20 protein-coding genes are annotated in these 19,838 nt (G+C 51.6%); 12 read left to right on the plus strand and 8 right to left on the minus strand.

The window, feature by feature from the left end; all coding sequences use genetic code 11:
* Positions 1-9 precede the first annotated feature (9 nt).
* The 8 genes from AC5E51_RS12375 to AC5E51_RS12410 all read left to right on the plus strand — a co-directional run bounded on the left by AC5E51_RS12375 (position 10) and on the right by AC5E51_RS12410 (position 7,063).
* Positions 10-2,337 carry a chemotaxis protein CheA gene (locus AC5E51_RS12375; RefSeq protein ID WP_301378906.1) on the plus strand — a complete coding sequence of 776 codons (2,328 nt, stop codon included), beginning with the start codon at positions 10-12 and terminating at the stop codon, positions 2,335-2,337.
* A 13-nt stretch (positions 2,338-2,350) separates the two neighbouring features.
* Positions 2,351-3,403 carry a protein-glutamate methylesterase/protein-glutamine glutaminase gene (locus AC5E51_RS12380; RefSeq protein ID WP_491778655.1) on the plus strand — a complete coding sequence of 351 codons (1,053 nt, stop codon included), beginning with the start codon at positions 2,351-2,353 and terminating at the stop codon, positions 3,401-3,403.
* A 233-nt stretch (positions 3,404-3,636) separates the two neighbouring features.
* Positions 3,637-4,410 (plus strand): ParA family protein, encoded by a 774-nt coding sequence (locus AC5E51_RS12385; RefSeq protein ID WP_068440236.1) that lies wholly within the window; start codon positions 3,637-3,639, stop codon positions 4,408-4,410.
* Position 4,411: 1 nt separating this feature from the next.
* Positions 4,412-4,732, plus strand: a complete 321-nt coding sequence (locus AC5E51_RS12390) for a hypothetical protein (protein WP_068440239.1) — start codon at positions 4,412-4,414, stop codon at positions 4,730-4,732.
* Positions 4,725-5,606 (plus strand): chemotaxis protein CheW, encoded by an 882-nt coding sequence (locus tag AC5E51_RS12395; protein WP_491778656.1) that lies wholly within the window; start codon positions 4,725-4,727, stop codon positions 5,604-5,606. The genes AC5E51_RS12390 and AC5E51_RS12395 overlap by 8 nt, the downstream gene beginning before the upstream one ends.
* 175 nt (positions 5,607-5,781) lie before the next feature.
* On the plus strand, positions 5,782-6,261 hold the full coding sequence (locus AC5E51_RS12400) for a chemotaxis protein CheW (protein ID WP_068440243.1): 480 nt from the start codon (positions 5,782-5,784) through the stop codon (positions 6,259-6,261).
* Between the two features lie 9 nt (positions 6,262-6,270).
* Positions 6,271-6,648, plus strand: coding sequence for a DUF2802 domain-containing protein (locus AC5E51_RS12405; protein WP_068440245.1), 378 nt, complete (start codon positions 6,271-6,273; stop codon positions 6,646-6,648).
* A gap of 166 nt (positions 6,649-6,814) precedes the next feature.
* Positions 6,815-7,063: a hypothetical protein gene (locus AC5E51_RS12410; RefSeq protein WP_068438491.1), complete on the plus strand. Its 249-nt coding sequence runs from the start codon at positions 6,815-6,817 to the stop codon at positions 7,061-7,063.
* Between the two features lie 54 nt (positions 7,064-7,117).
* Here the strand turns inward: AC5E51_RS12410 and AC5E51_RS12415 are convergent, their stop codons facing one another.
* The 3 genes from AC5E51_RS12415 to AC5E51_RS12425 all read right to left on the minus strand — a co-directional run bounded on the left by AC5E51_RS12415 (position 7,118) and on the right by AC5E51_RS12425 (position 8,500).
* Positions 7,118-7,492, minus strand: coding sequence for an MAPEG family protein (locus AC5E51_RS12415; protein ID WP_068438495.1), 375 nt, complete (start codon positions 7,490-7,492; stop codon positions 7,118-7,120).
* A 64-nt stretch (positions 7,493-7,556) separates the two neighbouring features.
* A complete protein-coding gene (locus tag AC5E51_RS12420) occupies positions 7,557-7,907 on the minus strand; it encodes a hypothetical protein (protein ID WP_068438334.1) in 351 nt (116 codons plus the stop codon).
* Between the two features lie 116 nt (positions 7,908-8,023).
* Positions 8,024-8,500: an Mpo1 family 2-hydroxy fatty acid dioxygenase gene (locus AC5E51_RS12425; protein WP_068438338.1), complete on the minus strand. Its 477-nt coding sequence runs from the start codon at positions 8,498-8,500 to the stop codon at positions 8,024-8,026.
* A gap of 95 nt (positions 8,501-8,595) precedes the next feature.
* On the opposite strand from AC5E51_RS12425, the gene AC5E51_RS12430 reads away from it, so the two are divergent.
* Positions 8,596-9,606: an AraC family transcriptional regulator gene (locus tag AC5E51_RS12430; protein WP_068440247.1), complete on the plus strand. Its 1,011-nt coding sequence runs from the start codon at positions 8,596-8,598 to the stop codon at positions 9,604-9,606.
* A 14-nt stretch (positions 9,607-9,620) separates the two neighbouring features.
* Here the strand turns inward: AC5E51_RS12430 and bcp are convergent, their stop codons facing one another.
* From bcp to nrdA, 4 genes are all read right to left on the minus strand, one after another.
* Positions 9,621-10,094: a thioredoxin-dependent thiol peroxidase gene (gene bcp / locus AC5E51_RS12435; protein ID WP_068440249.1), complete on the minus strand. Its 474-nt coding sequence runs from the start codon at positions 10,092-10,094 to the stop codon at positions 9,621-9,623.
* Positions 10,095-10,170: 76 nt separating this feature from the next.
* Complete coding sequence (yfaE, locus tag AC5E51_RS12440) at positions 10,171-10,683, minus strand: class I ribonucleotide reductase maintenance protein YfaE (RefSeq protein WP_297532895.1); 513 nt, start codon at positions 10,681-10,683, stop codon at positions 10,171-10,173.
* A gap of 11 nt (positions 10,684-10,694) precedes the next feature.
* On the minus strand, positions 10,695-11,825 hold the full coding sequence (gene nrdB / locus AC5E51_RS12445; RefSeq protein WP_068440251.1) for a class Ia ribonucleoside-diphosphate reductase subunit beta: 1,131 nt from the start codon (positions 11,823-11,825) through the stop codon (positions 10,695-10,697).
* Positions 11,826-11,881: 56 nt separating this feature from the next.
* Complete coding sequence (nrdA, locus tag AC5E51_RS12450; protein WP_491778657.1) at positions 11,882-14,161, minus strand: class 1a ribonucleoside-diphosphate reductase subunit alpha; 2,280 nt, start codon at positions 14,159-14,161, stop codon at positions 11,882-11,884.
* A gap of 461 nt (positions 14,162-14,622) precedes the next feature.
* On the opposite strand from nrdA, the gene AC5E51_RS12455 reads away from it, so the two are divergent.
* Both AC5E51_RS12455 and AC5E51_RS12460 read left to right on the plus strand, forming a co-directional pair.
* A complete protein-coding gene (locus tag AC5E51_RS12455) occupies positions 14,623-15,363 on the plus strand; it encodes a response regulator (protein ID WP_068440255.1) in 741 nt (246 codons plus the stop codon).
* A 67-nt stretch (positions 15,364-15,430) separates the two neighbouring features.
* The gene (locus tag AC5E51_RS12460; RefSeq protein WP_297532898.1) at positions 15,431-16,948 is read left to right on the plus strand and encodes an ATP-binding protein; all 1,518 of its coding nucleotides are present in this window, start codon (positions 15,431-15,433) and stop codon (positions 16,946-16,948) included.
* Between the two features lie 240 nt (positions 16,949-17,188).
* On the opposite strand, the gene AC5E51_RS12465 is transcribed toward AC5E51_RS12460, so the two are convergent.
* The gene (locus AC5E51_RS12465; protein WP_301378918.1) at positions 17,189-18,109 is read right to left on the minus strand and encodes a LysR family transcriptional regulator; all 921 of its coding nucleotides are present in this window, start codon (positions 18,107-18,109) and stop codon (positions 17,189-17,191) included.
* Positions 18,110-18,251: 142 nt separating this feature from the next.
* Here AC5E51_RS12465 and glpK point away from each other — a divergent pair, with 142 nt between their 5' ends.
* Entirely contained in the window at positions 18,252-19,730 is a 1,479-nt protein-coding gene (gene glpK / locus AC5E51_RS12470) for a glycerol kinase GlpK (RefSeq protein ID WP_297532902.1), read from the plus strand.
* The last annotated feature ends 108 nt before the right edge of the window (positions 19,731-19,838 follow it).

The following is a 19,838-nucleotide window of genomic DNA, read 5'->3' on the forward strand; positions in this document are numbered from 1 at the left end:
AGCGGTTGAATGAGTTTCGATGCTGATGAAGAGATTCTCCAGGACTTTCTCGTAGAGGCGGGAGAAATCCTGGAACTGCTGTCAGAGCAGCTGGTGGATCTGGAGAACAGTCCAGACGATAAGGATCTCCTGAACGCAATCTTCCGTGGATTCCATACGGTAAAAGGCGGTGCTGGCTTTTTGCAGTTGAACCCTCTGGTGGATTGCTGCCATGCGGCCGAGAACGTGTTCGATACGCTTCGTAATGGCAAACGATCGGTGAATGCAGACCTGATGGATGTGGTTCTCAGTGCTCTGGATACCGTTAATGAAATGTTTGACTGTGTGCGTTCTGGTGAAATGCCAGAGCCCGCAGAGCAGAGCTTGCTGGATAATTTGCATCATCTGGCATTGCCTGAGGACGAAGCCCCAGCAGTTGAAGCTGCTGCAGTGGAAGAATCAGTAGTCGAAGAAGCTGAAGCGCCTTCTGCAGAAGGCACTTCAGCGGATGCGGACAACGGCGACATCACCGATGATGAATTTGAGCAATTGCTTGATGCGTTAGATGAAAAATCTGATGCTGCATCTGCTGCTACGGAGGCCCCTGCTGCCGCACAGAATACTGGTGATGATGACAACCTTTTTGGTGGGGATGATCTGTTCGACACCGACAGTGGACCTGTTGCATCAGCGTCTGACGATGAAATCACAGAAGATGAATTTGAAGCTCTGCTGGATCAGATTCATGGAAAAGGTAAGCCCGGCGATTCGTCGGCATCGAATAAGCCAGAAGCTCCGGCACCTGATGAACCAGAAAAAACAGCTACTCCAGAGTCGCCTGCTGCGTCAGTGCCATCGGCGGGGGGCGGTGACAGCGATCTGATTACTGATTCTGAATTTGAAGAATTGCTTGACCGCTTACACGGAAAAGGTAAGCCCGGTGCAACAGACATAACGGCATCACAGGGCTCATCTGCGGCAGTAGCTAACCCTCCTGCTGCGAAAGCGCCAGAAGAAACCGGCGCTAAAAAGCCTGAAGCAGCAACGCCGAAGCCAGCAGATACACCGGCCGCTAAGCCTGAGGCAGCAAAACCTGCGGCTAAATCTGCCGCTCCTGCTGCGTCCTCTGCACCCAAAGCGAAGCCGGACGCTCGCAAGAACGAAAAAGAGGCCATGGCCGAGGCGACTGTCCGTGTTGATACTAAGCGTCTCGATGACATTATGAACATGGTGGGTGAGCTCGTACTGGTGCGTAACCGCCTGGTTCGTCTGGGACTCAAGAGCAGCGATGAGTCGATGGCGAAAGCGGTCGCCAATCTGGATGTGGTCACAGGTGATCTTCAGTCGTCCGTGATGAAGACGCGGATGCAACCGATCAAGAAAGTCTTTGGGCGTTTTCCCCGTGTTGTTCGGGATCTTGCGCGACAGCTTAAGAAAGAAATTAACCTCGAATTGCGTGGTGAAGAAACGGATCTGGATAAAAACCTGGTGGAAGCACTCGCAGATCCACTGGTTCACCTTGTACGTAACTCGGTAGACCACGGCGTTGAGCAACCAGATGTGCGCGAAGCCAGTGGCAAAAGTCGCGTGGGTACGGTCATTCTCTCAGCAGAGCAGGAAGGCGATCATATTCTGCTACGGATTCAGGATGACGGTGCCGGTATGGACGCTGATGTCCTGAGACGCAAGGCGGTAGAAAAAGGTGTTATGGATCAGGATGCCGCAGACCGCCTGACAGACAATGAATGTTTTAATCTTATTTTCGCGCCGGGCTTTTCCACTAAAGAACAGATATCCGATGTTTCTGGCCGTGGCGTGGGAATGGATGTTGTTAAGACAAAAATCACACAGCTTAACGGTACGATATCGATTGATTCGTTCAAAGGTGAAGGTACAACGATCAGTATTAAAGTGCCTTTAACGCTCGCGATTATGCCGACGCTGATGGTGATGCTGAAAGATCAGGCCTTTGCCTTTCCGCTTGTGAACGTAAATGAGATTTTCCACCTGGATCTTACTCAAACCAATGTCGTCGATGGGCAGGAAGTTGTGGTTGTGCGTGAGCGTGCAATTCCACTGTTTCATCTCAAGCGTTGGTTAGTGAAAGGCGAGCAGTTTGCGAAAGCAGACGAGTCCGCTCATGTGGTAGTGGTCTCGGTAGGTACAAACAAAGTTGGTTTTGTCGTAGATCAGTTAATTGGTCAGGAAGAAGTGGTTATTAAGCCACTCGGAAAAATGCTCCACGGTACCGCTGGGATGGCTGGAGCAACCATTACGGGTGATGGCCGCATTGCTTTGATCCTTGATATTCCAAGCATGCTGACGCGTTATGCAACGCGACAATCGAGCGCGGCCTGACACAGGAAGTATTATGGCTTTAAAAGTTCTGGTGGTGGATGATTCAGGTTTTTTCCGCCGCCGGGTGACAGATATTATCAATGCCGATCCTCGTCTTGAGGTGATTGGCGTAGCTGAAAACGGGCTTCAGGCCATTGAGCTGAATGACAAACTGAAACCTGACGTAATCACCATGGATTACGAGATGCCTGTCATGGATGGCATCACTGCAGTACGAAAAATAATGGCATCGACCCCGGTGCCAGTTCTGATGTTTTCATCATTGACCTTTGAAGGTGCCCGGGTAACGCTGGATGCCCTGGACGCTGGGGCCGTCGATTTTTTGCCGAAGAATTTCGATGCTATTGCCCGCAACGCAGCCTCTATCCGTAAGTTACTTGCCGAAAAAATTATTGCCGTAGCGAGGGGGCAGCTGAAGGGTACCGCGCAGGTTTCAACCTCCCCATCTCAACCTTCACAAAAAAAGACGCCCACTGCGGCAGGGGCGAACGAGCCGGTGCCGCGTCATCTTGAACTGGTGGTCATTGGTACGTCCACCGGTGGCCCTGCTGCTCTGCAGAATATTTTCAAGAGTTTGCCCGCAGGATTTAACAAGCCCATTATTATCGTGCAGCACATGCCTGCTTCGTTCACCGCAGCGTTTGCTGAGCGGCTGAATAATCTCAGTGCGTTAAGTGTCAAAGAGGCAGAAGAGGGTGATATTTTAAAACCGGGTCACGTTTATGTTGCACCTGGGGGCAAGCAGCTGATCGTTGATAAACGCCACGGTGGATCGATTCATATTCTGGAAAGTGACGAGCGGGTAAGCTATCGGCCGAGTGTCGATATTGCTCTTGCTTCTGCAGCAAAACATTACGGTAGTATGGCGTTAGGCATCGTCTTGACGGGGATGGGAGCAGATGGACGTGAAGGAGCCCGGTTACTCAAACAGTCGGGTGGTCACTTGTGGGCTCAGGATGAACAGAGCTGTGTTATTTATGGAATGCCGATGGCTGTGATCAATGCAGGGTTAGCTGATCGTGTCCTTCCACTTAATGATGTTAGTAAGTTCATGAGTCAGCTCTGACTCTGTCTGGACCTCCACTCAAACGGCAGGCTTTTGCCGCTTCTTTCTGTGCTATGCATAATCTGGGTTGTGCTCATTAGCTCATTGCCTGACAACCCACCGTTGCAGGTGAACTTCTGACCGTAAATACCAGTTTATTTTAAAACTGACATGATATTTGCTTAGTTTCTGGTAGGGCATTGAGATTCATGCGATAAGCAGACGTTCTGCTTTGAGCGGAGAGGAATACTATTGTGAAAATCTGGTCGATATCCAATCAGAAAGGTGGGGTGGGTAAAACGACATCGGTAGTTTCTCTGGGTGGGCTGTTGGCTGACCAGGGGCACCGTGTGCTTCTGGTAGACCTCGACCCCCATGGTTCTCTGACCAGTTACTTTGGCCAGGACCCGGACGGTCTTGAAAGAAGTCTGTATCACTTATTCTTTGAGCAACGCTGGCGCAATGTGGATTACATCCGCGATACATTGAAGGCAACCAGCTTGCCGAATGTTTCTATGCTTCCTGCGACAACCTCCCTTGCCACTCTTGAGCGGCAGGTAAGTGGTCAGGACGGTATGGGGCTGGTACTCGCGAGGAGCCTGGCGCAGCTCTGGGATGATTATGACTATGCATTGCTGGATACTCCGCCTATTCTGGGAGTCCTGTTAGTCAACGCCCTTGCTGCCTGTCAGCAGCTGGTTATCCCAACACAGACTGAACACCTGGCGCTCAAAGGTCTGGAGCGAATGGTGCATACCCTTAAAATGGTCATGAAGTCACAAAAGCGTGAGCTGCCATATACAATCGTTCCGACGCTGTTCGATCGGCGTACATCCGCTTCATTAACCAGCCTTAAAGAAATGCGACGTACCTATCAGGGAGCGTTATGGGACGAAGCAATTCCAGTGGATACCCGGTTGCGTGATGCCAGTCATGAGGGAATATTTCCCCACCAGTTAGATCCGAATACTCGTGGCGTCCGGGCGTATCGCCATCTGCTTGCCCAATTAAGTGGAGAGAAACGCTGAAATGTCGGGGAATACGGATGTCTTGATGGGGTACTTTGACAGTCTGTTGACGACAGTCGATGAGGACCCGAGAAAAGCCATCGTCAGCGACCTGCTCGCTGGCGCTGCGGCACAGGCGCCTGAGGAAGAGTACAAACCGGTCGCGACCGATACCATTGCTTTGGGAATGCGGGTTATTGCATTAAAGCCACCGCTGAAAATGAATGCAGTAGCGATCAACCGCATTACCGCTTTGCGGTTGCTGCATGTCGTTCAGACGATTCCCCCCAGCCGGCTGAAACTTCACGTCCTGTCGTGTTGCGCAGGTGTCCTCGATGTCTGAAAGCCAGCTGACGGACGACAAAGTCACTGCGCAGCAAGCCAGTACTCTTACTAAAGAGAATCAGGTTGATGGTGTTCTCCAGAACTATCTCGACCAACTTCTGATTGTCGCTACAGAAGTATCAGTGGTGACTGAGACCCCAGTTGTGACTGAAACGGCAGCTGCACCAGAGCCTGTGGTGGTGAACGATGTCGATACATCGGAGATTACCGGGACGCTGATGGAAGAAGCGTCACTTTCGCTTCAGCCGGAGGTAGTCACAGATGAAATTCAGGACTGGGACCCTTACGCCCTTGATCCAGAAGTTAAGGTTGAAGAGGCATCCCCAGAGGCAAATATTGTTTCGCAGGAGCTACAGACCAGCGTCACCGTAGAAGACGAGATCGCCACCGTTACGAAAGATAAAAAGAAGTTGCTGTGGGATTCGAGTCAGGGTGTCGAGTGTCTGTTGTTCAGTGTTGCTGGTTTAAAGCTCGCGATTCCTCTTTCCCAGTTGGGGGGCGTGTACCCAGCTGAAAACATGAAAGTAACGCCACTGTTTGGTCAATCCGACTGGTCTCTGGGGGTATGGCAGAGCGATACCGACAAATTGACGATCGTCGACAGCGCCAGATTGATTATGCCAGAGCGCGGCATATCTTTACGTGAATCTGGATACGAATACCTCATTCAGCTGGATCGTACGCCTTGGGCGCTCGCTTGCGAAGGTATTTGCGACACTATTACACTGGTTTCTGAGTCAATTAAATGGCGCGGAGACGCAAGCAAACGCCCTTGGCTGGCGGGCACTGTCATTTCAGAGATGTGTGCTTTGCTGGATGTACCCAGCCTGGTCGATCTTCTTGAGTCTCACTTGAAGTCGAGGCAAGGCTGAACCCCTGAAAAGCCGCTGTAAACCAGCGCTTTACCCGGCTTTGGGCTCTCTTTTTTTAAGTTACAAATTTTCCTTCATTTCGGCTGGTACACTTTGTGCTCTGATCTATAGTTAAGAAAGGTTTGTAGTGTTTTTGACACTGTCAGGCATCGGCCTTTCTTAGCGAGGATGTTTTATGTCAGCAATTGCCGCTAAAAGTGCGGAAGATCCGGTACTCCAATGGGTAACCTTCCGGCTTGAAAACGAGAGTTACGGTATTAACGTGATGCAGGTTCAGGAAGTACTGCGTTATACCGAAATAGCACCAGTACCCGGGGCGCCACCTTATGTACTGGGCATCATTAACCTGCGGGGTAATGTCGTCACTGTGATCGACACCCGACAGCGTTTTGGCTTGCCGACATCGGACACCACAGACCAGACTCGTATCGTCATTATCGAGGCAGAGAATCAGGTCGTGGGCATTCTCGTGGATGCGGTGGCTGAGGTGGTTTATCTACGTCAGTCAGAAATCGAAACCACTCCGAATGTCGGCAATGAAGAAAGCGCCAAGTTTATTCAGGGTGTCTGCCATAAGAACGATGAACTTCTTATTCTGGTGGATCTTGAAAAACTGATGACAGATGAGGAGTGGACAGAACTTCACGGTCTATAGGGGTCTGTCATGCTAACACTGACGCTGGTTCATTGGTTACTCATCGGAAATTTCACTGTTTTGCTGGCAGCGGCAGGATTTATCGTCGCGCTGCGTAAACAGCAAAGCAGGGAGACACAGCAGCTGGAGGACAAAATCCTCCAGCTGCAGCAGGGGCAGGAGGCCATCAGCAAAAGTGCAATTGGTCTCGGCCGTCGGATGAAGCAGGTGGAGGCGAAAGCGGCAGCGGCAGACAAGCGTCCCGCAGCAGCCCCAGATGCACGTTTTGAACAGGCCTCCCGTCTTGCCGGTATGGGCGCGTCAGCGGATGATCTTATCGACTCCCTCGGAGTGGCGAGAGCAGAAGCCGAATTGCTTGTATCTATGCGGCAGAGTGCAAGCGCCTGATGGTTGAGACCTCGCTAACACTTCAGCGGATTTTCACATTTAATATGTGAACCGGTTACGAATCTCAACGTGAAAGGCCACGCCGCCTCAGAAAGCTCTTCTATACTTACTGATACTGCCTTTTTGATGAACAGAAAGGTGTTAGCGTCAGCGAGGAGGGGTATCGATGAAATACCTGCTATCGACGATCATGGCTGTGGCACTTGTAGCTGTGACGGATCAACCTGCTGTACACGAGTATGACAGATCGGTTCAATGGCACGCACAGGTCCTGAAGAACACGATGTTTTCTGAGCACACTCCGGGATTCAATGACCTGTATATGATTGAGACGCCTGACAAGGGCCGTCAGATCGTCATCTACTGCAACCCATCGTATTGCTACAAACTCCGGGGTCACCACCTGACTGCATAACTGTCGACTGCTTGCTTATCAGTCTCTGAACAGTCAGGTACTGCCCCCTTGCTCTTATGCGCCCGCTGCGAACAGAGCGATCACGCAGGCCAGACCAGCGGCCCACACGAGTGTGCGTAATGCAGCCAGATTTGCCAGATACATTGCACCGTACACGATACGGATACCAATAAACGCAATCGCCAGAGTATTGATGTAATCTTGTTCTGCACCGGTCAGGTGAGCAATGATCACGGCAGCAGCGAACATCGGGAACGCTTCGAAGCTATTCAGCTGAGCCCAGTGGGCACGTTTGCGGAAACCTTCCTGTTTTTCAAGAAACTCGCGCGGCGAGTAGTTGTTGTAACGTCCACCGCTGAATTTAGCGATACCTGTAAAAAGGAATGGCATCAGTGCGGCTGCCAGCACGCACCAGTAGGCGAGAGTCATAGTATTTCCTTGTTCTGATAAAAATTGGCTCTCAACGGGCGTGCTCTCTATGTATTAGCAAGCCTTAGTCTGAAGCCGCGACAGGGCAATCCTGAAGACTGTCTTCAGGCGCTTCCGGGTCAAAACAGTAGCCACCGAGTGGAGAAGCGACAAGGTCATTTGCGGCAGAGAAGCCGTGTCGCACCGATTCCCGTCGAGGTTTGGCGTTTATGCCCTGTATCTCCTCGTAGGCTGTCCAGATTTCCTGATGAACAGATTCAGCAGACGCAGCATAGCGGGTGACTTCTCTATCAGCCTGATCAAGGATGTCGGGGAAATAGTGAAGAGCAGTACCTGTGAGTACACCGCTGATTATAATACCGGCAGTGGTCTGCAAGGTTGAAAAGCCTGCAGAGGCACGGAGTGAAAAGTGCACGATGGCTGTCCCTGATGTGAAGTGGTTATGATTCCAGTTCACCGACCTTAACGGATCTCTCTCAGGTGGCCAATGGCACATGCAGGCCGGCAGGCCCACATGTCGTATTAGTCAGTTTAGCGATAGCTGATACCCAGGCGGTCATAGAGAAAGCCGACCACCCAGGCAGGGCCTATCAACAAAAACTGAATGTCTTTGAAAAACGACGGTTTTTTACCCTCTATGTGGTGCCCGACGAACTGCATAATCCAGAGAATCACAAAGGCAATAACACTGGTCAGCCAGAGCGGTGTGTCTGTCATTTGTTCATAGACGACCGGAAACAGAAGGCAAAGCAGGGTAAATACTCCAAGTCCTTTTGCCAGTGGTTTAGACAGTCTTACATAGAAAGTCATAGTGACCACTGCGCCCAGGACTGCCCAGTTAACCAGTGGTATAGCTGCCAGCCAGTCAGGCTGCGGAATTTCCCATAACAGGGCAAAAATCACCAGATAGATCAGGGGTACACAGAACCAGTGGATCAGTTTGTTCAGTGGGTTCTGATGGCTTTCACCATACTCAGCGAACCATTGGTCAACAGTTTTACGGCTCATCGCAGTCTCCGTTTGTTGTTATTATGCTCAGTCTACGTCAGCCCTCGGGTTTTATCTTGTCATTGCAGGTCAGAGGTTTGTTCTAAGCAATCATTATGACGACAGAAAGGAAATCATCGCAGTTACGTGTGTCGGCGCACTGGCTGACCGTTCTACTTCAGGGCTTTCGCTCTCTGGGCATTTCTGCGGATAGCGTATTGCAGGAAGCGCGTATTATGCCGGGCGAATTGTCAGAGCCTGACGCGCGTATTGATCTGGAGCGCACTCTGTTGTTCTGGAAAGCCGCCGCAGCAGCGACAGATCAGCCGTTAGGCCTGCGGTTAGGCGAGTACCTTACGCCACTGCATTTTCCTCTATTGGCGATGAACCTGATGCATAGCCGGAGTTTGCTGGAGGCATTAGGCATGGCAGAGCGTTATTCGTCGGTCATCAGTGAAGGCGGACGTTTTTCTCTCAATCAGGATAACGGCCAGATGCATGTGATCTATCTGCCGGGCGACAGGTCGTTCAGTCGTGATCAGATAGACACCGTACTCCTGTTACTCAAGAAGTTCGGCGAGTGGCTTTACTGCCGCCCGGTACCGCCGGTCAAAGTGCTGCTGGGTTTTACCGTCGACGAGGCGGAGGTTGAAGAATACGAACGTGCTTACGGTTGTATTCCGGAATTCGGAGCAGATAAACATGCCCTGGTCTACGACGTTGCATGGTTTCAGAAGCCACTGCCTGGTGGTGAACCAGCACTCGCCGGTATGCATCAGCAATTGCTGGATGCCCAGTTAAAGCGAATTCAGCAACCTGAAGTGAGAATCCGAGTGGAGCGTTGCCTACAGGAGGCTGTGCATCTTGCCACTGACCGTGAGGAAGTTGCCTCACGCTTATATATGAGCGTCAGTACGCTACAGCGTCGCCTCGTTGAAGCCGGAACCAATTTTCAACAGTTACTGGATGCCGAACGTGAGCGTCGGGCGACGCAGTTGCTTAGGGGAACAGACGTACCGATTGCCGACATCAGTGCTCTGCTGGGCTTTGCCGACGGCAGCGCCTTCAGCAAAGCGTTTAAACGCTGGCAGGGGATGACTCCCCTGCAGTATCGTCGTAGTGACTGACTTCTGTTTTGAAATTACAGAGCATCCAACGCTGCGATCAGGTCGTCGTGATGGGTTTTAGTTTTGACTTTTTCCATGATGTGGACGAGCTTGCCGTCTTCATCAATGATGAAGGTAATACGATGAACGCCCATAAACTCGCGCCCCATAAACTTTTTCATGGCCCACACGCCGTACTTCTCAGCGATGGCGTGATCTTCATCTGAAAGCAGGTCGAAATTCAGCTCATCGCGATCAATGAACTTCTGCAGGCGCTTCGGAGCGTCCGGGCTAAGACCCAGAACAACCACATTACGGTCGTCCAGCTCTTTCTGGGTATCGCGCAGACCACAAGCCTGAACGGTACAGCCTGGTGTCATAGCTTTCGGGTAAAAATAGAGTACGACTTTTTTACCTTTAAGGTCGCTGAGGGCAACCTCTTCTTCGCGTTGATTCAGGGTGGTGAAGTCTGGAGCTGGTTGACCCAGTTCTGGGAAGTCGAGTGCCATAGTGTCCTCTGTATAAAAATTGTATAAGAATTTATAAAGGCTACCGGAAGGCGGCGATTGAATGCAAGACTCTGAACTATTGAAGTTTCAGGGCCGACTTCGGTATACAGCAGCAGGGCAGAATTTCATCATCATCAATCCATGCCATAGGCTCTTCAATATAGTGAACATCGCCTTCAACTAAGCGCACCCGGCAACTGCCACAGTAGCCTTCGCGGCATTGATATTCGATATGAATATCCTGAGCTTCGAGAGATTCCAGCAAGGTGTTTGCGTGCTGGAAACGTGCGTTACGACCGTCCGCGAATGCCACTTCAAAGATAGGTTTTTCCATGCCTTCAAAGATGGTCTGCGGCGTTGGCTCAGGAGATTCTGCGAGCAGATCAAACAGGTCACCCTGCTCGAGTACGGTATCTTCTTTGGGGAGCGATCTGGTAGTGGCGGGAAGGGGCAGTTCGCCCAGATCCATTTCCAGCTGAGTGGTGCTGCCACCGGTCAGTTCCATTTCGGTCTGGGCGTCAGAATAAAATGTTCTCGAACTGGCCCAGCGACGGCGGCCGATACGGGCCGCCCTGCGTGCGTTGGTCATGGAATCAGGGATTACAGGTCAAAGTCACCGAAGTCTGCAGTATCAACTTCACTGTCAATCGCACCTACCAGGTAAGAGCTGATTTCAGCTTCCTGTGGTGCCACCTGAACGTTATCACTGTTCAGCCAGGCGTTGATCCACGGGAGTGGGTTGTTACGCACTTCAAAGATCGGGTCGAAGCCGAGAGCGCCGATACGCTGGTTGGTAATGTATTCAACGTACTGGCTCAGGATGTCTTTGTTCAGACCGATCATTGAACCGTCTTTAAACAGGTAGTCGGCCCATTCCTTTTCCTGCTCGGCTGCTTCGTGGAAGATGCCAATGACGTCATCGCGGCACTCTTCAGCGATTTGTGCGAACTCGGCATCGTCTTTACCGCGCGCCATGATTTGCAGCATGTGCTGAGTACCGGTCAGGTGCAGGGCCTCATCACGTGCGATCAATTTAATGATTTTCGCGTTGCCTTCCATTTTCGCACGTTCGGCAAACGCGAATGAGCAGGCAAAGCTGACATAGAAACGAATCGCTTCGAGTACGTTCACCGAAACCATTGTCAGGTACAAACGGCGCTTCAGCTCGTGCAGGTTCACATCAATGGTTTCACCATTCACTGTGTGCTTGCCTTCGCCGAGCTGCTGATAGTAGTTACTCAGTTCGATAAAGTCGTCGTAGTACTTGGTTACCGAAATTGCACGGCGGACGATGTATTCGTTTTTGGTGATGTCATCGAAGACAACAGCCGGATTCGGGACAATATTCCGCACGATGTGCGTGTAAGATCGGCTGTGGATAGTCTCACTGAAAGACCAGGTTTCAATCCAGGTTTCGAGTTCTGGCAGAGAGACCACAGGCAGTAAAGCGACGTTTGGAGAACGGCCCTGAACGGAATCCAGCAGTGTCTGATACTTCAGATTAGAGACGAAGATATGCTTCTCGTGCTCCGGAAGATCCATAAAATCTTTGCGATCGTTGGTCAGGTCGACTTCTTCCGGGCGCCAGAAAAAGGACAGCTGCTTTTCGATCAGGTTTTCAAAGATCTTATGCTTCTGCTGGTCGTAACGTGCAACGTTGACGGGCTCGCCGAAAAACATCGGCTGCTCAAAAGTATCAAACTCGTTACGGTTAAAAGTTGTGTAAGCCATTCGCTGTTTTAGTCTCGTGCTATGGGCGCAGCCCCATAGCCGCGCCCCTTAATAAATCAGATTTTACACGCACCACCGGCGCAATCGTCGTCTTCCTGTACAGCTTCTTTCTGCGGGTCTTCCATACCGTCACGGGTGTTGTGGTAGTACAGTGTTTTCACACCGTTACGGTATGCGGTCAGCAGGTCTTTCAGCAGTTGCTGCATCGGTACTTTGTTGCCTGGGAAGCGGGACGGGTCATAGTTTGTATTCGCCGAGATCGCCTGGTCGACAAACTTCTGCATGATACCGACCAGCTGCAGATAACCCTGGTTGTCCGGGATCTGCCACAGGAGTTCGTAGTTTTTCTTCAGGTTCTCATAATCAGGCACAACCTGCTTGAGGATACCGTCTTTGCTCTGCTTAACGCTGATGTAACCACGTGGCGGCTCAATACCGTTGGTCGCGTTACTGATCTGCGATGATGTTTCGGATGGCATCAGGGCTGTCAGTGTTGAGTTACGCAGGCCGGTATCGACGATGTCTTTGCGCAGTGTTTCCCAGTCGTACTGAAGAGGTTCTTCACAGAACTTGTCGACATCTTTCTTGTAAGAGTCGATTGGGAGAATCCCCTGAGCATAAGTCGTGTCGCTGAACGCTTCACACGCGCCTTGCTCTTTCGCCAGCTGGTTCGATGCGCGCAGCAACCAGTATTGAATCGCTTCAAAGGCGCGATGAGTCAGGCCGTTGGCTGAACCGTCTGAGTACTTAACACCATTCTTCGCTAAGAAGTAGGCGAAGTTAATCACGCCAACACCCAGAGTGCGGCGTGCAAGGCTGGCGCGCTGAGCTGCAGGTACTGGATAGTCCTGATAGCTGAGCAGGCTGTCGAGCGCACGCACGATAAGATCAGAAAGATCTTCAAGTTCGTTCAGGTCGTCGATCTTGCCCAGGTTAAACGCGGCGAGAGTACACAGGGCGATTTCGCCACTCTCGTCGTTAATGTCGTTCAGCGGCTTGGTTGGCAGTGCAATCTCGAGACAGAGATTTGACTGACGCACTGGCGCTTTCTTCGGATTGAACGGGCTGTGGGTATTACAGTGGTCCACATTCTGAATGTAGATACGGCCGGTACTTGCACGTTCCTGCATCATCATTGAGAAAAGGTCGACCGCCTTGATGGTCTTTTTGCGGATGCTGTCATCAGCTTCGTACTTGGTGTAGAGCTGCTCAAACAGTTCCTGGTCCCCAAAGAAGGCGTCGTAAAGCCCAGGAACATCACTCGGTGAAAACAGGGTGATGTTGCCATTCTTGATCATGCGTTCGTACATCAGCTTGTTCAGTTGAACGCCGTAATCGAGGTGACGCACGCGGTTTTCTTCAACGCCGCGGTTATTCTTCAGAACCAGCAGGTTCTCAACCTCGTAATGCCAGATCGGGTAGAACAGAGTCGCTGCTCCGCCACGCACACCACCTTGAGAACAAGACTTAACTGCCGTCTGGAAGTGCTTGTAGAACGGAATACAACCGGTGTGAAATGCTTCGCCGCCACGGATCGGGCTGCCAAGTGCACGGATGCGCCCGCCATTGATGCCAATACCCGCACGTTGTGAAACGTACTTAACGATGGCACCGGCTGTTGCGTTGATGGAATCCAGACTGTCGCCGGCTTCGATCAGTACACACGAGCTGAACTGACGGGTCGGGGTGCGCACACCGGCCATGATAGGTGTCGGCAAAGAAAGCTTGAACGTAGAGACGGCATCGTAAAAACGCTTGATGTAGTCGAGACGGCGCTCTTTATCGTACGACGAGAACAGACATGCAGCGATCAGGACATACAGGAACTGAGCACTTTCGTAGACTTTGCCCGTTACACGGTTCTGGACAAGGTATTTCCCTTCAAGCTGCTTTACTGCGGCGTAGCTGAAGTTCATGTCGCGTGAATGATCGATGAATGCGTCCATCGCCGCGAATTCTTCTTCGGTGTAGTCCTCAAGCAAATGCTTGTCGTAACGCTCGCCTTCAACCATCGCTTTCACATGATCAAGGAGCGCTGGTGGCTCAAAGCGGCCGTAGGATTTCTTACGCAGGTGGAAAATGTTCAGGCGAGCGGCCAGATACTGGTAATCAGGGGCTTCTTCTGAAATCAGGTCGGCCGCGGCTTTGATCAGGGTTTCATGAATTTCTGAGGTCTGGATGCCATCGAAAAACTGAAGATGAGCACGCAGCTCAACTTCTGACACAGATACCTTCTCCAGCCCTTCTGCAGCCCAGGTGACAACTTTGTGGATCTTATCGAGATCAATCGGTTCCTGACTGCCGTCGCGTTTGGTGACTCTGAGGGTAGCGTTCATGTTTTCTGTGCCTGTATTCAAGGGGAATCTACTCCATCTTTCCCTGACGGCGCCGGTGTCTTAATGCTTGACATTCCGGTTGTTTTAACTGCGGAAGCGCGCTAAGTCTCTGACGTCATGTAGGTTTTTTACTTCGCCACAAGATAATGCGCCCAGTGGGTGAATTCAACCCCATATCTTGTGTTGTTTCGGCACTATTGGACAGCTCGTATTGTGGATAAGTTGTGCGTATGTGGTGGACATGAAGGGGGTAACCGACGCCAGCCCAGTCACCGCCTGATGGGCGACTTTTCTGAGTGCTAAAACGGCCGTTCTGATATAAATGTCGACTGTTACTGTGCAACAAAGCGTAACAGCGTCTAAAGTTATCTATAGTTAAGATAGTGGCGTTGCTGTGGCTGTTTCAGCTGAGCACAGGTTCCCAGAGTGGAACATTCGATTGTTAGGAATGGTAGGTCTTCATGTTAAAGCACGAAAATACACAGAGCCCCGAGGAAAACTGGCGAATCCTGATCGTTGAGGACGATGAGCGACTCGCTGCCCTGACCAAGGATTACCTGGAAAGCAATGGCCTGATTGTGACAGTAGAGGGCGATGGTAGCCGTGCTATTGACCGTATCAAGTCGGAGCAGCCTGATCTGGTCGTGCTGGATCTGATGTTGCCAGGCGAAGACGGCCTGGCAGTGTGTCGTATTGTTCGCCCGCATTATAAAGGGCCGATTCTGATGTTAACGGCACGGACTGAAGACCTTGACCAGGTTCTGGGTCTTGAAATGGGTGCTGACGATTACGTCGCTAAGCCTGTCCGCCCACGTGTTCTTCTGGCCCGTATTCGCGCGCTGTTGCGCCGCGTTGGCGACGGCGTAGAGGAAGTGGAAGAAGAAGGCAGCTCATCATCGCGTCTGACGTTCGGTAACCTGGTTGTCGACAGTTCGATGCGTGAAGCCTGGCTGGAAGGTGAGAGTATCGACCTGACCAGTGCCGAATTTGATCTGTTGTGGCTGCTCAGTAGTAACGCCGGACGGGTTCTGACCCGTGAAGAAATTTTTAACCAGTTACGTGGCATTGAATATGACGGCCAGGATCGTTCCATCGATGTGCGTGTCTCGCGGATTCGTCCGAAGGTGGGTGATGATCCAATGAACCCTAAGCGTATTAAGACGGTACGTAGCAAAGGCTATCTGTTCGTCAAAGAGCTCTGACCCGTTACAGGAGTAAACGGCTATTTTTATTCGGGTATATTTCGGGCTCCTTGGTGCTCTTCTGGCGGTGGCAGTACTGTGCTCAGCCGCCTTGCAGCTCGTTAACCTAGTGCGTTCTGCACAGTTCTACGAAGAAGTCTCCCGCGGCAGTCTGTATCTGATCGGTGAGCGCCTCGCATCGGATGAGGGGGCGTTGCCGCGTCTTGAAGCGGCGTTTGATGCGTCTATTGCGATTCGTCCTGAAGATGATGGGCCAGAGGATGAGTATGAGCGCTCGCGCTTACTGCGTGGCCAGGTCATCGTTACTGTTTCGCCGGATGGCAAAACAGCCTCTATGCGCAGCATGATGCCTGATGGACAGTGGTTGTATGTCGACTTTAATAAGCTTTCTGAGCTTCAGGTCAGGGCCACCGCTCGCCTGTTAGTCGAACTATGGCAACGCAGCGGAGAGGCAATCGATAGCTTCCTGGCGGATGTGCAGAGCCACTTCGGTTACCCTCTGTCCGTGGTGAATATCGCCGATCTGGAAATATCGGCAACCGATCTTGCACGTATGCAGTATGGTGATGTATTGGTGCAGCTTGCCGTCGATGGTGCCGGTGCGGATGCTTACATACAAATCCCTGGGGCTGAGCAGGTGGTCCGTCTCGGTCCGGTTGAAAAATTCAATCCATATTCTTTCAGAGCTGTTTTCGTTATTGGCACTATCGGTGTTTTACTGATTGGCCTTGGCGTTTATTGGGTGGTTAACACCTTTGAAACGCGTCTGCGAAAACTTGAACAGGCGACCAGTCGTCTGTCTCAGGGACACCTGAATGCGCGAGTGAGCACTTCTGGTGAAGATGCTGTTGGTCGCCTTGGTCATTCCTTCAATAAGATGGCTGAACATATTCAGCGTCTGATCTCAATTCAGCGTGAAATGGTACGCGCTGTGTCGCATGAACTTCGCACACCTGTTGCCCGTATTCGTTTCGGGGCTCAGATTATCGAAGATTCGGTAATGGATGACCCTTTTGTATCAAAGCAGCTCGCTGGTATGGATGCCGATATTCAGGAGCTGGATGAGCTGATTGATGAAATTCTGACCTATGCACGTCTTGAAGAGGGCGGCCCGATTCTTGATTTTCAGAAGATCAACGTTGCCGAGGTCGCTAAGCAGGTGGTCGGCGAAGCCCGGCCACCCGAGCATGTTGCTGTTTCGTTTGAGGGCAGTGGTCCAGAGGGTTTCCCGTTCTCTGAGGTTGAACCGAGGTACGTGCACCGGGCTATTCAGAACCTGGTCGGTAATGCAGGGCGTTATGCTAAAGGGCGCGTCAAAGTGCGATGCAGCGTAGCGGACGATATCTGTCGTGTAGATGTCGAAGATGATGGCCCTGGAATTCCGGAGGAGGACTGGGATCGTGTTTTCAGCGCGTTCGCTCGCCTGGATGACAGCCGGACCCGCGCTTCTGGTGGTTATGGCCTAGGATTATCGATTGTGCGCCGGATTATGTACTGGCATGGCGGGCGCGCGATGGTGGGGCGCAGCGATGAGCTTGGTGGCGCGCGTTTCAGTTTAATCTGGCCGCGCGTTCACACAGACTGACAATGTTATTGGCCACGACTTGCAATGCAGGACAAAATAGAGCCGTGAGTCGGTACGTTTCCAGACACTTGTAACATAACGTTACAAATAGTCACCTTCCAGCTATAGATTACTTGCTTCATACAGGTCACTATAAGCGCACGTATCCTTTGGAGACGTGGTGAGAATGTTGCGACACACTGTGTCGTTTTGTTGGGCCTCCTTTGTCGAGGCCCTTTTTTTTGGGCCGGTTTTGTTACATCAGCTTTCCGGTTGAACTATTCCTTTCAATGTCGCAAATGAGCTTTCTGCAGCGGTCTCGATGAAGTCCTTGAGATACTGAGTTCCGGATTGCTCTTTTCGGATGGCTGCATATAGCACAGGCCAGACTCCAGCTTTACCTAACGGCCGTACGGATATCAAACCTGCATCAAGGTAGGTCTGAAGCGCCCAGTTCGGCAGGCAGGCGACGCCACGGCCGCTGGCGACGAGCTGAATCATCATCAGCGTTAATTCGGTTTCCCGAGTTGCTGAAGGCTCAATGCCATGGGGTTCAAGAAAACGTTCAAAAATATCCAGGCGCCGGCGGTCAACGGGATAGTGGATCAGGGTTTCCTCGCTCAGGTGCTCCGGACTGATCCACTCGTATTGGGCCAGGGGGTGTTGGTTAGCGATTGCAAGAACCGACTGGTATCTGAACAGCGGGATGTGCGTGACCACGGGATCGTCTGCGGGGTCTGACGTAATCACCAGATCAATGTCGCCTCGCCTGAGTGCTTCAAGTGGCTGAAAATGGAAACTGGTTGTGAGATCAATCTCGACGTCGGGCCAGTGATCGCGGAACTGATTGATGGCTGGCATTAACCACTCAAAACAACTGTGACATTCGATCGCCATGTGGAGTCGTCCATCATGCCCCGCTTCAATCTTCTTCAGCGTTTGTTCTGTGCGTTGAATCATAGGTAAGACGTTATCAGCGAGTTGCAGTACCTCAAGGCCCGCCCGTGTGAAACGGATTGGGCGTGATTTCCGTTCGAACAAACGGGTATTAAGACGCGACTCAAGATCTTTGAGTTGATGCGACAGGGCCGACTGAGTGAGATGCAGGCGCCGGGCAGCATCGACGAGACTCCCGCTGTCTCTCAGAGCAATGAGCGTTTTCAGATGGCGTATATCAAGCATAGAGATCATTCTTGAGAATATTTCATGACAGTTTAGCGCTATCTATTAATTTATTCATATATGCCGCATTTTTACTGACATATCTGGAAGCGATTTCGTGGAGCAGTTAGTCTGGAGTTTTAGTCAGATTGGATCTCACTGTATGTCGAAGTATCTGCTTAGCTTTGATCAGGGCACAACCAGTAGTCGCGCCATATTATTTGGGCTGTCGGGTGAAGTGATTGCGCAGTCACAGGAAGAATTTGAACAGCATTTTCCGAACCCAGGTTGGGTCGAGCATGCGCCTTCAGATCTTTGGCAAACCTCTCTGAAGTGCGCGCGCGATGTTCTTAAGCAAGTGGGTGCTAAAGCCTCTGATATTGTTTCGATTGGTATTACTAATCAACGGGAGACAACGCTGATCTGGGACAGGCAGACTGGCGAACCTGTGTATCCTGCTATTGTCTGGCAAGACAGACGAACCGCGGATCTTTGTCGTCAGTGGGAAGGCCAGAAAAATGAGATATCAGCGCGCACCGGACTTTTGCTGGATCCTTATTTTTCGGCCACCAAAATCCGCTGGATACTGGACAACGTTGAGGGGGCCAGAGCGCGCGCTGAAGCGGGTGAGCTGGCGTTTGGCACGGTCGATACCTGGTTGATCTGGCAGCTGACAGGCGGGCGCTCTCACTTAACGGACGCAACCAATGCCTGTCGCACCATGCTCTATAACATCCATGAAGAGTGCTGGGATGCCGATCTGCTGTCCTTGTTTGATATCCCAGCGCCACTGCTTCCTGAGGTTCAGGACAGCGCATCAGACTTTGGCAAAACTCTGAGCGGCTGGTTAGGTGGAGCGGTTCAGATTGGCGGCGTGGCCGGTGATCAGCAGGCTGCTTTGATCGGTCAGGGTTGCTTTTCTGAGGGGATGATCAAGAGCACCTACGGGACTGGCTGCTTTATGGTGCTGAATACTGGGCGTGAGGCGGTGACATCCAAGCATCGCCTGCTGACGACAATCGCCTATAGGATCAACGGCGAAACGACCTATGCTCTCGAGGGGTCGATCTTTATGGCAGGTGCGACGATTCAGTGGATCCGGGATGGCTTGCAGCTGATTAAGGACGCCAGGGAGAGTCAGTCTCTGGCAGAGAAAACGGGTTACGAAAATCCAGTCTATATGGTTCCTGCATTCGCAGGCCTGGGAGCGCCATACTGGGATCCGGATGCGCGGGGCGCCATTTTCGGTCTCAGTCGGGATAGTGGAATCAAAGAGTTGGTTACTGCTGGGTTGCAGGCGGTCTGTTACCAGACCCGTGATCTGCTTTCTGCGATGGAAGGCGATGGTGCCAGAGCCGCTGAACTCAGAGTAGATGGCGGTATGGTGAAGAATGATTGGTTGGTTCAGTTTTTGTGCGATGTGCTCGGGGTACGGGTCACAAGGCCCCAGATTACCGAGACAACTGCATTGGGTGTCGCGTATCTCGCGGGGATTCAGTCCGGGGTCTACCAGAGCCTGGATGAAGTCGCAGGTTTGTGGCAGACGGAGCGGGTCTTTGTGCCAAAAATCTCTAAAGTGAAAAGGGACAAACTGTACGATGGCTGGAAAGATGCTGTAGGACGCTTGTGCCGCCCAGCATGACGTGGTTATAACGGAAATCAGGATGGAATCGGACCGGAATTGTTGTCCTTATGTAAAAGGCTCTGGCGGGGGGCGCCGTCACCCATTATTCTGACAGACAAGATACTT

It is taken from the genome of Thalassolituus sp. (genome assembly GCF_984348125.1).

Coding starts and splice junctions, on each gene's coding strand:
- AC5E51_RS12455 (WP_068440255.1), top strand. CDS start 14,623: ATGTTAAAGCACGAAAATACACAGAGCCCCGAGGAAAACTGGCGAATC.
- AC5E51_RS12425 (WP_068438338.1), bottom strand. CDS start 8,500: ATGAGCCGTAAAACTGTTGACCAATGGTTCGCTGAGTATGGTGAAAGC.
- yfaE (WP_297532895.1), bottom strand. CDS start 10,683: ATGACCAACGCACGCAGGGCGGCCCGTATCGGCCGCCGTCGCTGGGCC.
- AC5E51_RS12400 (WP_068440243.1), top strand. CDS start 5,782: ATGTCAGCAATTGCCGCTAAAAGTGCGGAAGATCCGGTACTCCAATGG.
- AC5E51_RS12405 (WP_068440245.1), top strand. CDS start 6,271: ATGCTAACACTGACGCTGGTTCATTGGTTACTCATCGGAAATTTCACT.
- AC5E51_RS12395 (WP_491778656.1), top strand. CDS start 4,725: ATGTCTGAAAGCCAGCTGACGGACGACAAAGTCACTGCGCAGCAAGCC.
- AC5E51_RS12390 (WP_068440239.1), top strand. CDS start 4,412: ATGTCGGGGAATACGGATGTCTTGATGGGGTACTTTGACAGTCTGTTG.
- glpK (WP_297532902.1), top strand. CDS start 18,252: ATGTCGAAGTATCTGCTTAGCTTTGATCAGGGCACAACCAGTAGTCGC.
- nrdB (WP_068440251.1), bottom strand. CDS start 11,825: ATGGCTTACACAACTTTTAACCGTAACGAGTTTGATACTTTTGAGCAG.
- AC5E51_RS12465 (WP_301378918.1), bottom strand. CDS start 18,109: ATGCTTGATATACGCCATCTGAAAACGCTCATTGCTCTGAGAGACAGC.
- AC5E51_RS12430 (WP_068440247.1), top strand. CDS start 8,596: ATGACGACAGAAAGGAAATCATCGCAGTTACGTGTGTCGGCGCACTGG.
- AC5E51_RS12410 (WP_068438491.1), top strand. CDS start 6,815: ATGAAATACCTGCTATCGACGATCATGGCTGTGGCACTTGTAGCTGTG.
- nrdA (WP_491778657.1), bottom strand. CDS start 14,161: ATGAACGCTACCCTCAGAGTCACCAAACGCGACGGCAGTCAGGAACCG.
- AC5E51_RS12415 (WP_068438495.1), bottom strand. CDS start 7,492: ATGACTCTCGCCTACTGGTGCGTGCTGGCAGCCGCACTGATGCCATTC.
- AC5E51_RS12375 (WP_301378906.1), top strand. CDS start 10: ATGAGTTTCGATGCTGATGAAGAGATTCTCCAGGACTTTCTCGTAGAG.
- AC5E51_RS12380 (WP_491778655.1), top strand. CDS start 2,351: ATGGCTTTAAAAGTTCTGGTGGTGGATGATTCAGGTTTTTTCCGCCGC.
- bcp (WP_068440249.1), bottom strand. CDS start 10,094: ATGGCACTCGACTTCCCAGAACTGGGTCAACCAGCTCCAGACTTCACC.